Source organism: Deltaproteobacteria bacterium HGW-Deltaproteobacteria-18 (assembly GCA_002841885.1).
Lineage (GTDB): Bacteria > Desulfobacterota > Desulfovibrionia > Desulfovibrionales > Desulfomicrobiaceae > Desulfomicrobium.
Window position 1 is genome coordinate 156,934 of sequence record PHBE01000009.1, and the last position, 13,722, is coordinate 170,655.

At 59.2% G+C, this 13,722-nt stretch carries 12 protein-coding genes and 1 tRNA gene; 5 read left to right on the forward strand and 8 right to left on the reverse strand.

Annotated features, from left to right (window positions below):
* Positions 1-14 precede the first annotated feature (14 nt).
* The 5 genes from CVU60_09930 to CVU60_09950 all read right to left on the reverse strand — a co-directional run bounded on the left by CVU60_09930 (position 15) and on the right by CVU60_09950 (position 4,440).
* Positions 15-215: a hypothetical protein gene (locus CVU60_09930; GenBank protein ID PKN41697.1), complete on the reverse strand. Its 201-nt coding sequence runs from the start codon at positions 213-215 to the stop codon at positions 15-17.
* A gap of 77 nt (positions 216-292) precedes the next feature.
* The gene (locus CVU60_09935) at positions 293-1,357 is read right to left on the reverse strand and encodes an iron ABC transporter ATP-binding protein (GenBank protein ID PKN41698.1); all 1,065 of its coding nucleotides are present in this window, start codon (positions 1,355-1,357) and stop codon (positions 293-295) included.
* Entirely contained in the window at positions 1,354-3,006 is a 1,653-nt protein-coding gene (locus tag CVU60_09940) for an ABC transporter permease (GenBank protein PKN41810.1), read from the reverse strand. Before CVU60_09940 ends, CVU60_09935 begins: the two co-directional genes overlap by 4 nt.
* Before the next feature lie 20 nt (positions 3,007-3,026).
* On the reverse strand, positions 3,027-4,028 hold the full coding sequence (locus CVU60_09945) for a Fe(3+) ABC transporter substrate-binding protein (protein ID PKN41699.1): 1,002 nt from the start codon (positions 4,026-4,028) through the stop codon (positions 3,027-3,029).
* Positions 4,029-4,363: 335 nt separating this feature from the next.
* A tRNA-Pro gene (locus tag CVU60_09950) sits at positions 4,364-4,440 on the reverse strand.
* Between the two features lie 174 nt (positions 4,441-4,614).
* Between CVU60_09950 and CVU60_09955 the strand changes: the two genes are divergently transcribed.
* The 3 genes from CVU60_09955 (at position 4,615) to CVU60_09965 (ending at position 7,499) form a co-directional block, all read left to right on the forward strand.
* Positions 4,615-6,078 carry a phosphohydrolase gene (locus tag CVU60_09955; protein PKN41700.1) on the forward strand — a complete coding sequence of 488 codons (1,464 nt, stop codon included), beginning with the start codon at positions 4,615-4,617 and terminating at the stop codon, positions 6,076-6,078.
* 78 nt (positions 6,079-6,156) lie between these two features.
* The gene (locus CVU60_09960) at positions 6,157-7,002 is read left to right on the forward strand and encodes a pseudouridine synthase (protein PKN41701.1); all 846 of its coding nucleotides are present in this window, start codon (positions 6,157-6,159) and stop codon (positions 7,000-7,002) included.
* A gap of 68 nt (positions 7,003-7,070) precedes the next feature.
* Positions 7,071-7,499, forward strand: coding sequence for a DUF1499 domain-containing protein (locus CVU60_09965; protein PKN41702.1), 429 nt, complete (start codon positions 7,071-7,073; stop codon positions 7,497-7,499).
* A gap of 30 nt (positions 7,500-7,529) precedes the next feature.
* On the opposite strand, the gene CVU60_09970 is transcribed toward CVU60_09965, so the two are convergent.
* Both CVU60_09970 and CVU60_09975 read right to left on the reverse strand, forming a co-directional pair.
* Positions 7,530-9,185, reverse strand: a complete 1,656-nt coding sequence (locus CVU60_09970; GenBank protein ID PKN41703.1) for a signal recognition particle-docking protein FtsY — start codon at positions 9,183-9,185, stop codon at positions 7,530-7,532.
* Between the two features lie 33 nt (positions 9,186-9,218).
* Positions 9,219-9,917, reverse strand: a complete 699-nt coding sequence (locus CVU60_09975; GenBank protein PKN41704.1) for a DNA mismatch repair protein MutS — start codon at positions 9,915-9,917, stop codon at positions 9,219-9,221.
* 176 nt (positions 9,918-10,093) lie between these two features.
* Here CVU60_09975 and CVU60_09980 point away from each other — a divergent pair, with 176 nt between their 5' ends.
* Entirely contained in the window at positions 10,094-11,074 is a 981-nt protein-coding gene (locus CVU60_09980) for a hypothetical protein (GenBank protein PKN41705.1), read from the forward strand.
* 3 nt (positions 11,075-11,077) lie between these two features.
* Here the strand turns inward: CVU60_09980 and CVU60_09985 are convergent, their stop codons facing one another.
* On the reverse strand, positions 11,078-11,929 hold the full coding sequence (locus CVU60_09985; protein ID PKN41706.1) for a hypothetical protein: 852 nt from the start codon (positions 11,927-11,929) through the stop codon (positions 11,078-11,080).
* Positions 11,930-12,077: 148 nt separating this feature from the next.
* On the opposite strand from CVU60_09985, the gene CVU60_09990 reads away from it, so the two are divergent.
* Positions 12,078-13,721 carry an MBL fold hydrolase gene (locus CVU60_09990; GenBank protein ID PKN41707.1) on the forward strand — a complete coding sequence of 548 codons (1,644 nt, stop codon included), beginning with the start codon at positions 12,078-12,080 and terminating at the stop codon, positions 13,719-13,721.
* Position 13,722: the final 1 nt, after the last annotated feature.

Sequence of the window (13,722 nt, forward strand, 5' to 3'; positions counted from 1 at the left end):
TTCCATGTCGGTAATTATGAGTGTCCCTTTTTTTCTTCAACGGTTCGGAACCGGACCTTGTCTCCGATGAGCACTTTGTCCAGCAGCGCAGCGTCTCTGATCTGGAAGACCATGGTTAATGAAGGTGGTTTGTGTGTCACTGAAGACTTTAACTTCGGTGGCGTTTTTTGTGCGCAGTCAGGGGGGTGGCTTTTGGACCGGGTGTTCATGCTCATTCCACTCACAGTTCCTACATACCAAATGCGTCATGGGGGTTGGTCAGCCTCTCGTCACAAATTTTGGCGAGAGGTCGCTATTCCAGCACGCACTCCTGAGCCTGGAGTGTTGCAGAGCCCGGGAACACCACCAGATGTTTTAAATCGGTGCGAATGCCAATCTTGTGCCCGATCGAATGATCATGATGGCTCGGAATCTGAGCAAGAACCACTTCCCCCGTTTCCAATCGCAGCGAATATAAAATACTTGAGCCACGGAACGTCCGTCCGACTACCTGCGCCTGAAAGGGACTGGCTTCATCAGGCAGAATGTCTTCCGGGCGCACGAGAACCTTGATGGCGGAGACATTGGTTAAGCTCTCGGATGAGAACTCTCCCAGAGCGCAGGACAGGATGTTGCCGGAGACCTTTCCGACGATGAGGGAACCCTCGCCAACGAAGCCTGCGACCTCCGTGGACGCAGGGCGATGGTAAACAGCGAGGGGCGTGTCCCACTGGTGCATTGTGCCGCACGCGATGACGCCGATCCTGTCCGCCATGGCGTAGGCCTCTTGCTGGTTGTGCGTGACCAGCAGGGCCGTTGTTCCCCGTTCTTTGAGGATGGAGCGGACTTCCATGGACAGGGATTCCCGCAGGGACACATCGAGATTCGAGAATGGTTCGTCCATGAGCAGCAGTCGGGGCTCGGGGGCGAGGGCGCGGGCCAGGGCGACTCGCTGCTGCTGGCCTCCGGAGAGTTCGTGGGGGTATTTTGAGCCCGCGTTGGTCAGTCCTACGGTTTCCAGCAGGGAATCGACGGTTCGGGCTATTTGCGCGGCGTTCAAACCTGACAGTCCGAAGGCCACGTTTCGCGCCACAGTTAGGTGTGGAAACAGGGCGTAATCCTGGAATACCATGCCGATGCGACGGCGTTCCGCGGGCACGAAGCGCTGTCCGGAGACAATCTCGCCATCAAGGACAATGCTGCCGGACTCGATGTTCTCAAATCCCGCGATGCTGCGAAGCAGAGTCGTTTTGCCGCATCCGCTGGGGCCAAGCAGGCATCCGATCTCCCCGCGATCCAGGGAAAACGAGATGTTGTCGACCACCGGACTGGAACCATAGCTCTTGGACAGCGCTTCCACGCTCAGGAAAGTCGTCATGATTTGTTCCGTGTTTCGGTTTTTCCGGTCAGGAGCATGATGGGTACAAGTCCCGCCGCGATCAGCACAAGGGCCGGGGTCGCCGCCATTTTCCATTCTCCTTCCGAAGTGAATTCGTAGATTTTCACCGCCAGCGTGTCCCACCCGAAAGGCCGCATCATGAGGGTTACGGGGAGTTCCTTCATGACGTCGATGAGCACAAGGACTGCGGCCGTGAGGATGCCGGTGCGGGTCATGGGCAGATGGACACGCCTGACGAGCGCCGCACCGTGGCAGCCCATGGTTCTGGCCGCTTCGACGACCGATGGCGTGATGCGTTGCATGGCGCTGTCGACGGACCCGAAGCCTGCCGCCAGGAAACGGACCGTGTATGCAATGACGAGCAGGGCCAGCGAACCCTGGATAAACGGGCTCATCGGCACCCCGGTCGCCGAGGCAATGAAATCGAGCATGGTGTTGTCAATAAAGGCGGCTGGAATAAAGATGCCCACGGCGAGGATTGTCCCGGGCATGGCATAGCCGAGAGTTGCGATGCGGATGATCCAGCCCGTTCCGGGGTTGCTGCGCCTGGCGTAAGCCAGCAGGAGAGAGACGGCGGAAGTGGCCACAGCCGTCATCAAACCGAGTATCAGCGTGTCCTTGCCAAGCTGAAGATAACGCGCGGTGTTAGGCCCTGCCGCTTTCCAGGCCCAGAGCAGGAGTTGCAGACAGGGAACGGCGAAGGCGAAGACAAAGATCAGTGACGAAAGGGCGAAGGCAAGCCATTTGCCCGCACCGGTCAGGCGCAGGTGCAGCGCAGGCGTGCCCGACCTTCCGGCTTCGGTAAAGCGGAGTCGGGCTCGGAAACGTTGTTCCAAGGCCAGCATGACAAGGACGAAGGCAACGAGCACTGCGGAGAGCTGGGAAGCGGCCTTGAGTGAAAACAGGCCGAACCAAGCCTTGTAGATCGCAGTGGTGAAGGTGTCGTAGTTGAAGATTGAAACTGCCCCGAAATCGGCCAGGGTTTCCATGCAGACGAGCGTCACGCCGGCCGCGATCCAGGGCCGGGCCATGGGGATGGCCACCCGGAAAAATGCTTTTGACGGAGAGAGGCCGAGTGTCCTGGCCGCTTCCATCGCTGTTCTGCCCTGGGTCAGAAAAGCGCTACGGCAAAGCAGGTAAACGTAAGGATAAAAAGCCATCGAGAGGATGGCTGCCACCCCGAAGACATTGCGGATGTCCACGAAGCCCACGCCGGGGAAAACCTGTCTGATCGTCGTCTGCACGGGGCCGGCGAAGTCGAGCAGGCCAAGATACACGAAGGCGTAAACATACGGCGGCACTGCAAGGGGAAGCGTCAATGCCCAAGAGAAGAATTTTCTGCCCGGGTAGTCGCAAACGGTAGTGAGCCACCCAAGGCCGACGCCTAGGAATGCGGTCATGGGGATGACCAGAGCCAGCAGGGCGATGGTGTTTCCCACGAGACCGGGCAGGACATGTTCGGCCAGGTGCCGCCATATGTCCTGTTCCGGGGTCAGGAAGGAATACAGGAGAACCGCGACCGGGGTTACGGCCATGGCCGCGCACACGGATGCAGCCAGGAGCGTGCCGGGAGAGTGCATGCGGAAGGTGCGGAGGCGGAGGGAGAGTCCCCCCGCCTTCGTACTCATGTCCCGATGAGGGAATGCCATTATTTGTAGCCGACCCGGTCCATGAGCTTGATGGCCTGGGTCTGATACTCACCGTATTTGGCCACGTTCAGGGTGCTGGCCTTGAAGTCGCCCCATGCGGCCACCGCAGAATCGGCGGGCACGGAGGGGTTTGCAGGGTATTCCATGTTCAGTGCTGCGAACATGGATTGCGCCTCGCCGGAGGAGAGCCATTCGAGAAATTTTACGGCCTCTTCCCTGTGCTTGGCGTGGGTGGTGATACCGGCCCCTGAGACGTTGACATGGACGCCTGTCCCGGCCTGATCGGGCCAGAAAAGAGCCAGCGGTGCATCGGGTTTCTCTTTCATCAACTTTCCGAAATAATAGGTGTTTACGATGGTCACGTCGCCTACGCCGGCAGCCACGGCCTCCATGGCCTGGTTGTCATTGGCGAAGGGTGCGACGGGAATGTTCGCGACCCAGCCAGCGACGACGCGTTCCGCTTCGGCTTCGCCGAGTTCGGCAATCAGGGCCGCCACGAGGGACTGGTTGTAGACCTTTTTGGATGTGCGCAGCACCAGCCTGTCCTTCCATTCCGGGTCTGCCAGGGCGGCGTACGAAGTCAGGTCGGCGGGCTTCACCTGGCCGGTGTTGTAGACAATGGTCCTGGCGCGCAGCGACAAGCCAAACCACCTGTTGCCGGGATCGCGGAGGTGGTCGGGAATGTTGGCTGCAAGGGTTGCGGACTGCACTGGCGAAATTACGCCAGCCTCCCCCGCCAGCCAGAGGTTGCCGGCATCGACGGTGATCAGCATGTCGGCAGGGGTGCGTTCGCCCTCGGCCTTGAGTCGCTCAAGGAGCACCGGTTCCTTGTCGGTCACGTACTGGATTTTTACACCAGTCTTGGCTGTGTAAGCATCGAAAAGAGGCTTGATGAGCTGCTCTGCCCGTGCAGAATAAACCACCAAATCTCCTGCGGCAGCCGGGATGGCGGACACGAGGGCCAGAATCAGGGTCAGCAAAAGGGTAAATTTTTTGTTCACAGTAACTCCATTTGGCGAGTTGCGCCCATTTTAATAATTTTTGTTCAAAAATAAAAAGTAGATAAGATGCTGCTGTTGATTAAAAGAAAAATTGTCTCCGCAAAATTATTTCACTTGGCTAACTTTTTTTGTAAACAAAAAAGCAATGGCCCAGACCGGTGATTGTTTCCTTGTTTTAAAAGTTAGTCGATGTCAACTTTTTTTTGGTCGCGAAGGCTGATGTTTAGGCAGTCTTGAAAAAACTAAAAACGGACCGTGCGGGGAATAGTGCGGGGAAGGATATTTGGGCAAAGAAAAAGGGGTTAGACTTTTATATCTAACCCCTTGTTTTCTTATGGTCGGGATGAGAGGATTTGAACCTCCGGTCTCTGCGTCCCGAACGCAGCGCTCTACCAGCCTGAGCCACATCCCGATTGAGGAAATGCTATCTAGCCAAGATGATTTTGGTTGGCAAGGATTATTTTTGTTTTTCATCGTGTTGTCAGAGTTTTGTTTTTTCACTAAAAAGGGCGAGTACAAAAATATTTTGGAACTCTGGATGATCCTGCGCGTTCATAGCCGGTGATCTTTCCGGAGGAGTGAGAAAATGACTACAGCTTTTCATGTGCTGGTGGTGGATGACGAACCTGCGCTCAGGGAAATCTGCGAAGAGGCACTTTCCGGCGTCGGCTATGACGTGACCCTGGCCGCCAACGGGCAAGATGCTCTGTGCAAGCTCGGGACGGGTGCCTTTGATCTTGTCATCAGCGATTTGCGCATGCCCGACATGAACGGCCAGGATCTCTTGAGCCAGATACGCAAGCATCAGCTTGACGTGGATTTTCTGGTCATGACCGGCTACGGGACCACGGAAACCGCCGTGGACATCATGAAGAACGGCGCGGCTGACTACATCGCCAAGCCTTTCGACATCAAGCATCTGCTTTTGCGGGTGCGCTCCATTCTCGAACAGCGCCGGAGTCGTCAGGAACAGGAGAAGCTCTCCTCCGTGGTGCGCATGCTCAATCTGAGCAAGCGGCTCGGCACCCAGCTCAACCATGTGGCCGTGGTGGAGGAGTTCCTGATCCATCTGCGCGAGAATTTTTCCCCCGACGCGATCTGTCTGCTCCTGCCGGAAATGCTGGAGCGCGGCCCGACTCTCATGCAGGGCAGCCTTTTTGAAACCAACGAGGTGCTGCGCGTTTTCGTGACCAAGCTGTGCGAGCGGATTCTGCGCCAGGGCAAATCCTATCTTCTGGACCAGTTTACCCTGCAGCAATCTTCCTTCAATTTGTCCTTGTTCCCGGGTGGGTTTCCCTATTCGGTCATGGCCGTTCCGCTGGATCTGCCGCAGAAGCGCATCGGAGTCATCACCCTGGTTCGCGACAGGGAGAACCATCTCTATTGCGAGCAGGATCTGCAACTGCTGGGCGTGTTTGCCTCCCACACGGCATCTTCCCTGCAAAACTCCCACCTCTATTCGCGTCTGCGGACCATGAATCAGGATGTAATCCGCTCTTTCGCCCAGGCCGTGGAACTCAAGGATTATTACACCCGTGGGCACTCCGAGCGCGTGGCCGAGTATGCTTGCCGTCTGGGGCGCACGCTGGGGCTTGGAAGCAAGGAGCTTGATCGATTGCATATAGCAGGAATGCTTCATGATATTGGAAAAATCGGTATCCCGGACCATATCCTGAACAAGCCCGGCGCCCTGACCGATGCCGAATATGAGAACATGAAGCGTCACAGCTCCATGGGCCGAGAGATTCTTGGCCAGGTCGGTGCGATGAACGACGTGACGGAGATCATTTACCATCATCATGAGCGCATGGACGGCCAGGGCTATCCCGATGGCCTGATGGGTGACGCCGTGCCCTTCATGGCCCGCATCATCTGTCTGGTGGACAGTTACGAGGCCATGACCTCCAACCGCGCCTATCGCCAGTCCCTGCCCCTCAGCAAGGTCATGTACGCCCTGGACCGGGGAGCGGGCACGCAGTGGGACAAGGACCTGACCGCGGCCTGGATGTCCATTGTCGAACAGGAGCAGCCCGGATTTTCCCGGCAATGAGTCCCGATCGCGCCTTTTCATCACCCTAGCAATCAGGATCGTTGCCTTCGGCTTGCGTCCTGACTCACCGGCATTTCCATGACAAGTTCATTTTTCTATTCCGAAGAGCTTCCGCCTGCCCGACTGGACAAGGCTCTGGCCCTGCATCTGGGATTCGGCCTCCGACGCTGCCGGGCCCTGATCGAGGCAGGGCAGGTCCTGGTCGATGAGCGTCCGTGTGCCAAGGGCGTGATCATCCGGCCCGGGCAGCATGTCAGGGTGACGATGCCCGGGGATATCGCTCCCGCCTGTCAGGATATCCGTGTTGTCGCCCGCAACGAGAGCTTCGCGGCGCTGCTCAAGCCGGGCGGCCTGCATACGGTGGCGGGCCGGGGTGCGTCGTGCCTTGAATCCTGCCTGCCCGGGCTGGGGCTTGAGGGCTGGGAGCTGCTCAATCGGCTGGACCACTTGACCAGCGGGCTGGTTCTGGCTGCCGGCGATCAGGAGGCCGCGTCGGCTTACAAGAGCTGGCAGGACGCCGGGCAGGTCCGCAAGTGGTATCTGGCCTTGGCTAGCGGTATCGTCCATGGTCTGGATTCCCGGGAACGGATTCTGGATGACAGGCGCCGCGTCGTGCGAGTGACCGCGGAAGAGGACGAGCCTCTGCGCTGGACCCGGGCTCGTGCTGTGTGCGAGGTTGACGGCGACACGTTGCTGCTGGTGAAAATTTTGAAGGGCCGCAGGCATCAGATTCGTGCCCATCTCGCCCATGCCGGGCATGCGCTGATCGGTGATCCGGTCTATGGCGCAGGCGAGCCCGGCGGGCTTTATCTGCACCACTGGCGGCTTGAGATGCCGGGCTTCGCGGCCGCGCATTTGCCGGATTGGCCCTGTGTCCATTCCGTGCAGGTGGAGAGCCTTTTGTCCGCCTTTGATTCCGACTGAGAGCTGCCCATGGCCTGCTTCTCGCCATCCGGGATTGTCACAAAATGTGAAACCACGAGGGAAAGCGTATGAAAAAGTCCTGTCTGGCGATCCTTGTCTGTCTCGGTCTTGCCTCCTGTTCAGTGGCTACCGGCCAGGGTCTTGAAGGCGGCCGCCTGCGGCCATGCCCGGCCTCGCCCAACTGCGTCACTTCGGAAGCGCCCGGCGGTGACGTGCAGTCGTTTGAACTCCAGGGTGAAGATGGCTGGGGTCGTCTGCGTCTGGCCATAGTCTCCCAGGGTGGGAGCATCGAGCGCGAGGAAGAGGGGTATCTGCACGCGACCTTCCGTTCCCGCGTCTTCGGCTTTGTGGACGATCTGGAATGCAGGCTGGACGGGGACGTCGTTCAGGTCCGCTCGGCGTCCCGGTTAGGCTGGTGGGACATGGGGGCGAATCGACGCAGGGTGGAGATGCTGCGCAGGGTCTTGGCTGCAACGATTCCGGGCGAGGGGTCATGAAGCGGGCAGGATGAACCTGCCCGCACTGATTCAATCGAAAAGGGCGCTGGCGAATTCCTGCCCCGAGAAGGGGCGCAGATCTTCCATTTTTTCACCAAGGCCGACAAAGCTGATGGGGATCTTGAATTCGAGCGCGATGGCCACGATGATCCCGCCCTTGGCCGTACCGTCCAGCTTGGTCAGCACGATTTCGTCCACGGGCGATGCCTGGGAGAAGAGCTTGACCTGGGACAGGGCGTTTTGGCCGGTGGTCGAGTCCAGCACCAGGATGGTCCGGTGCGGCGCTCCTTCGAGCTTCTTGCCCAGGACCCTGTTTATTTTTTTCAGTTCTTCCATGAGATTGTGCTTGGTCTGCAGGCGTCCGGCCGTATCCACGAAGACCAGATCGTATCCTTCCTTCATGGCGTGCTCCACGGCCTCGAAAGCCACGGCCGCCGGGTCGCTGCCGTGGGCCTTGGCGTAGAACCCGGCTCCGACCCGCTTGGACCAGACCTGCAGCTGTTCGATGGCCGCCGCGCGGAACGTGTCCCCGGCCGCGACCAGGACCTTGCGACCCTGCATCTGGGCACGATGGGCCAGCTTGGCGATGGTGGTGGTCTTGCCCGCGCCGTTGACGCCGATCATGAGCACCACTTCCGGGAGCTGGGGGATTCTTGGCGCTTTCGGTTCGATGAAAACGGAGGCCAGCTCTTCCTTCATGAGGGTCTTGAAGGTCGCCGCGTCTCTCTCTGCAGCCTGACGCAGCTTGGGCCGCAGGCGCTTCGAGAGTTCCTGGGTGGCGTTGACGCCCACGTCGGCCATGAGCAGGATTTCTTCCAATTCCTCCCAGAACGCGTCGTCGTATTTGCCGGTCATGGACAGGAGCTGGTCGATGCGCATGGTCAGCTGCTCGCGGGTCTTGCCGAGGCCTGCGGAGAGCTTCAGGAAAAGTCTGTTGCGTTCGTCTTCCTCGTCTTCGAGCTCAAGGGCCAGGGCCATGCGGTACTGCAACTCGGAGCGGAATTCATCGACATGGTCGTACTCCATGTCCAGAAGCCATTTGTCGAAGCGGCGGATGAAATCCTGCGCCTCCTCGGTCGGAACTTCGAGCTGGGCAAAAAGAAACCTGAGCCGCTCCCACAAAACGTCACCGCGTCTGGTAACCCCGTCCAGAATGTGAACCATCCAGGTCGAGAGCTTCGGCTCCGCTTCGCCCAGGGCCTGCTGCAGTGATTTCTGCCAGGGCGCAAGCTCATCCTTGGCGACCGGTTTTTCCTGGAAAAGCATTTCGGGGGCAGGTGTGGCGCGCGTCTCTTCCTGCGGCGCACTTTCAGCGGCGGGCGCCTTTTCTTCGGCCTTGCCGCCAAGTCCGAACAGCCTGCGCCATCCACCTTCCCGGCGCGTTGCGGTCTCCCCGGAAGAAACGTCCGCTCTTGCGGTGGGCTGGGCCTCATGCGCTGGATCGGTTTCGTTTACCGGTCCGCCCTCAGGTTCTGGTTCGGGCGATGGGGGGGGAGGCGTTGCGTCCTGCGGGGCTTGCGGTTCGTGGCCCTCGGGTTCCTCTTCGATTTTTGGAAGTTCCCGGATTGTGGGCGCTTCCGAGGGAGCCCCTTCGGGCGCCTGTGCGGACGCCTGCGGCGACAATGACTCGTCCCGGGGCTCGCCTTCGGCTCCCCAGAGTTTTTTTATGCGTGAGAAAAAGCCCATGTTCTGGTCCTTTGGTGGAGATGTTCGAAAAAATCAGCCGTCGAGGTCTGTAAAGATGTTTTCCCAGGCGATCTTGCCCTGATCCTTGCGCACCTGGCGCAGGAGCAGATAGACCGCGCCGCTTCCGCCGTGTTTGGGCAGAGCGGTGGTGAAGGCCAGGGTGATGCGCTTGAGCGGAGCCTGGGTCAGCCAGTTGGTCAGTTCCTGCCGCAGCACGCCCTGGCCCATGGGAGAGTTTCGTCCCCGGCCGGGGATGAGCAGCACGCAGCGCTTGCCTTCCATGTAGCTGCGCCGCAAAAAGTCGATCACCGCGATCTTGGCCTGGTCCGTGTTCATGCCGTGCAGGTCGAGATGCCCCTGAACGCTGAATTCCCCGCATTTGAGCTTGCGGAAGATCTTGGCGTCCAAGCCCCGGATCTGGCCTGTGATGAATTCGTGGGTGTACTCCATGTCGAATTCGATGTTTTCTTCCAGCAGGCGGGCAAAGGACGGCGCCTCAGGCGCAGTGACCTCCCTGGGACTGGGCGCTCCGGCGATGTCGCGGCCGCCCTTGGACAAGGGCGCGACGTCGGAGAAGGCGTGCATAAACAGCTCTTCCTCGGACTGGTGGTCACCGGTCTTGTCGTCACTGCTCGCGGCCTTGGACGGCGCGGTTTTTCCGCGCGGGGGCTTTTTCTTCAGCCGGGACCGCAGAGACGGGTCTTTATCTAGGGATTTGAATGGATTATGCATGCATGGCTTCCGCAGTAGTCAGGGCTCAATACACAATAATGCGGTCAAGGGCAAAATCTTAAGGCGGGCCATCCCGCCCGGTTTGTGGACAAGGAGCCCGCTCGTCTGCTACCCGGAAACCTTGTCAAATCCAGGCGATTTTCCATTCACATCTGCCGGAATCAGAGAAAGCACGCATGATTACATCCCCCCTGGAAAAAGATCGGTTTCGATTTCTGGTCGTCGAACCGGATGAGGACCTCGCACGGGAAATGACAATCGTGCTTGAAAGGCTCGACGTGCAGGTCGACCATGTACGCGGACACCTCAAGGCCCTGGCCTTGAGCGAGGACACCGAATACAGTTGCCTGCTGGTCGCCTCTCGCGGCATCGACATCTCGGGCCTGGAACTCTGCACTCTGGTTCGGGCCCGTGAGGCCCGGCGTTCCCTGTCTCCTGCCTACATCATCCTGGTTGGTCCCGAAGAGGACCTGGTCACCGTCTTCAACAGCCCCGACGACATCGACGACTACATGCTCGGAACGTGGATGGACCTTGAACTCGAGTGGAAGATCAAGCGCGGTCTGCGCGCCATGTCGCGGTGTCGCGATTTTGGAGCCTCGCGGATTTTTGACACGGAGACCGGCCTTCTGACCTCGGAAGGATTGCGCACATTTCTCCATGAGGAGGTCAACCGCATCGGCCGCCGGGATGGCTGGCTTTCCATGAGCATCCTCGCCGTGCCGGGCCTTGGCGGCTTGCGCGTCAGCTATGGGGAAGCCTGGCTGGAGTGGTTCAGGGATGGAATCTGGTCGTCGCTCAGGAGGCAGCTGCGCAATTATGATCGATTGGCATCCATGAACAACGGTTTTCTGTGTCTCATCTCTCCCGACCTCAACGAGGAGGGGACGCGCTTTTTGCTGGCGCGTCTGGCCTCGGTCATCAGCGAGTACCAGTTTCAGGAAAATACTGAGTCATCCACTCATGTCTCTCTTGCGGCGCGGTATCTGTGCGTGCGCGTGCGCGGGGACTACAGGCAGTTCGGGCGCACCGGCGATGTGCTGTGGGGCTGGCTGTGCGAGAAGATGGCGGAGCCCATGTCCGAGGGAATCATGGGCTATACGGGTACCGTGGACCTCAATCTTCAGGTCGCGCAGACTCTTGTCCCCAAGGATTGATCGTCAATCGAACGCCTGGCTGACAAGCATCTCCACTTTCAGCGCCACTTCCTCGATCACCGGCTGGAAGTCGTTCTCCAAGAGAAAGACGGGAAGCGTCAGGCGCTTGAGTTCAGCTGTGAACATGGGGTTGAAGTGATACCCCGTCTCGGTGGCCAGATAATCGGCGAGCTTGAGGAGCATGATGGCCGGTGGCGGAGAGTCGTCGGAAATGGTGCGATGGTGGGCGTATACCGCGAGCTGGACATTTTTCGGAAATTTCCACAATTTGAGCGCCTTGGCGCTCAGGATGGGGTGGCTGACGCCGAAGAGCTCATCCTCGATCTCAAGGGGCGAACTCCCTCCCGCTTCCCAGAGTTTGGTCATGGTCGTGAATTCTCCCGGCAGGAGCGAAGCCATGACCACATAGCCGATGTCATGCAGCAGGCCGGCCAGGTAGATGCTGTCCTGTTCCTCCGGGGTCATGGGGAAAAGATGCGGGTAGAACTGGGCCAGCTTTTTACACAGAAGCGCCGTGCTCAGACTGTGAGTCCAGAATTTGCGTATCGAGAACGAGGGTGGAAAGGCGTTTTTGCGCACCGAGTCCGAGAGGGTCAAATAGTAGACGATTCCCTTGACCTCGTTTAAGCCCAACCGGACCAGCGCCTTCTGCGGGCTGTTGATTTCCTCCAGCCCCCGGTACAGGGGCGAATTGGAGATGGCCATGATGCGCGCGCAGAGCACCGGTTCCGCGCTCATGGCTTCGACGATCTCCTGCAGGCGGGTGTTCTGGGCGTTCAGGAGCTGCCACAGCCTGAGGACCATCGGTTTCAAGGGAGGCAGGTCGCGGTCGCTGAGTTTGTCCAGGTTGATCATGATGTGGTCTTTGATGGAAAAGGGTTGTTTTACGGCCCAAGGCCTTGATGTGTGCTTATCCCGGGAGCGCTAGCACAAGCGGATGGAGCAGGGCAATGGGCTGATATTTTGTTTCAGGTTTATGTGTCTGTAATAAATGGAGAAATTTATGAAGATAACTTTTCTTGGCGCGGCTCGCACCGTAACCGGCTCGTGTTATGTGCTCGAGTGCGAGAATGCCCGCTTCGCCATCGATTGCGGCATGCATCAGGGCAACAGGAGCATCGAGGGACGCAACTGGGACGAGAACGGCATGTATCGTCCCGAATCCCTGGATTTCATCCTGCTCACGCATGCGCACATCGATCACTCCGGCCTGCTCCCGCGCCTGGTGTCCCAGGGATTCAAGGGCTCGGTCTATACCACGGCCCCGACCAAGGACCTGCTTGGGATCATGCTCGAGGACAGCGCCCGCATCCAGGAGACCGAAGCGCAGTGGCGCAGCACCAAGAAGCAGCGGGTAGGCGATCCGCCGGTGGAGCCGCTTTACAAGGTGGAGGATGCCCAGAAAGCCCTCAAGCAGCTCAAGACCCAGGAGTACAATCAGGTTTTTGAGCCGGCCCCGGGCATCCGCGTGATCTTCAACGACGCCGGACATATCCTGGGTTCGGCGTTCATCGAGTTGTGGGTCAAGGAAGGGGACGAGGAGACCAAGCTGGTTTTTTCCGGAGATCTCGGGCGTCCGAACCAGCTTCTGGTCCCCAACCCCCAGACCGTGGAGACGGCCGATTTTCTTTTCCTGGAATCGACCTATGGAGCGCGCAATCACAAGAACGAGACCCAGAGCCGGCAGGAACTGGCCGAGGCCATCGCCTACAGCTATGAACGCGGGGAAAAGGTCATCATCCCGGCATTTGCCGTGGAACGCACCCAGGAGCTGCTCTACAGTTTGCATCTCCTGCACGAGGAAGGCCTGCTGCCCGACGACATGCCCGTCTATGTGGACAGCCCTCTGGCCATCAAGGCCACGGAGATTTTCCGGCGTCACTGGGACTACTACGACCAGGAGACCAAGGAACTGGTCAGGAACGGCAAGAACCCGCTGGAGCTGCCCAACCTGCGCTTCACGCTGACCCCGGACGAGTCGCGGGCCATCAACGTGTCCCAGGAACCGGCCATCGTCATCGCGGGCAGCGGCATGGCCAACGCCGGCCGCATCAAGCACCACCTGCGTCACAACATCTGGAAACCGGGCGCCTCCATCGTCTTTGTGGGCTTCCAGGCCGAGGGTACGCCGGGCCGCCGCATCGTCGACGGGGCCAAGAGCATCCGGATTCTGGGGGAGGAGCTGTCGGTCAAGGCCAAGGTTTTCACCATCGGCGGTTTTTCGGGCCACGCCGGACAGACTCAGATTCTGGACTGGCTGTCCCATTTTCGCAGCCCCGAAGTGCAGGTCTATCTGGTTCACGGCGAGCATTCGGGACAAAAGGTCCTGGCCGAACTGATCCGGGAGAAATTCAACCTTAACGTACACATTCCCGACTATCTGGACGAATGCCTGCTCGAAAAGGGCGGCCGCTTCGAGCTGACCGCCCGGCCAACCCTCGCTGCCCCGCGCATCGACTGGGAGTACCTGCTGGAAGAGACCGCCGGAAAGCTGGCTCAGGTTCAGGACCGGGTCGAATACCTGCAGCGCATGGGTATGACCAGCCAGGTGGAGATTCGCGGCAGCCTGCTGGCCATCAATTCGCGCTTCAGTTCCATTTTGTCGGAGCTGATGTTTGAGCAGAAACAAAAAACCACGCAGGACTAGG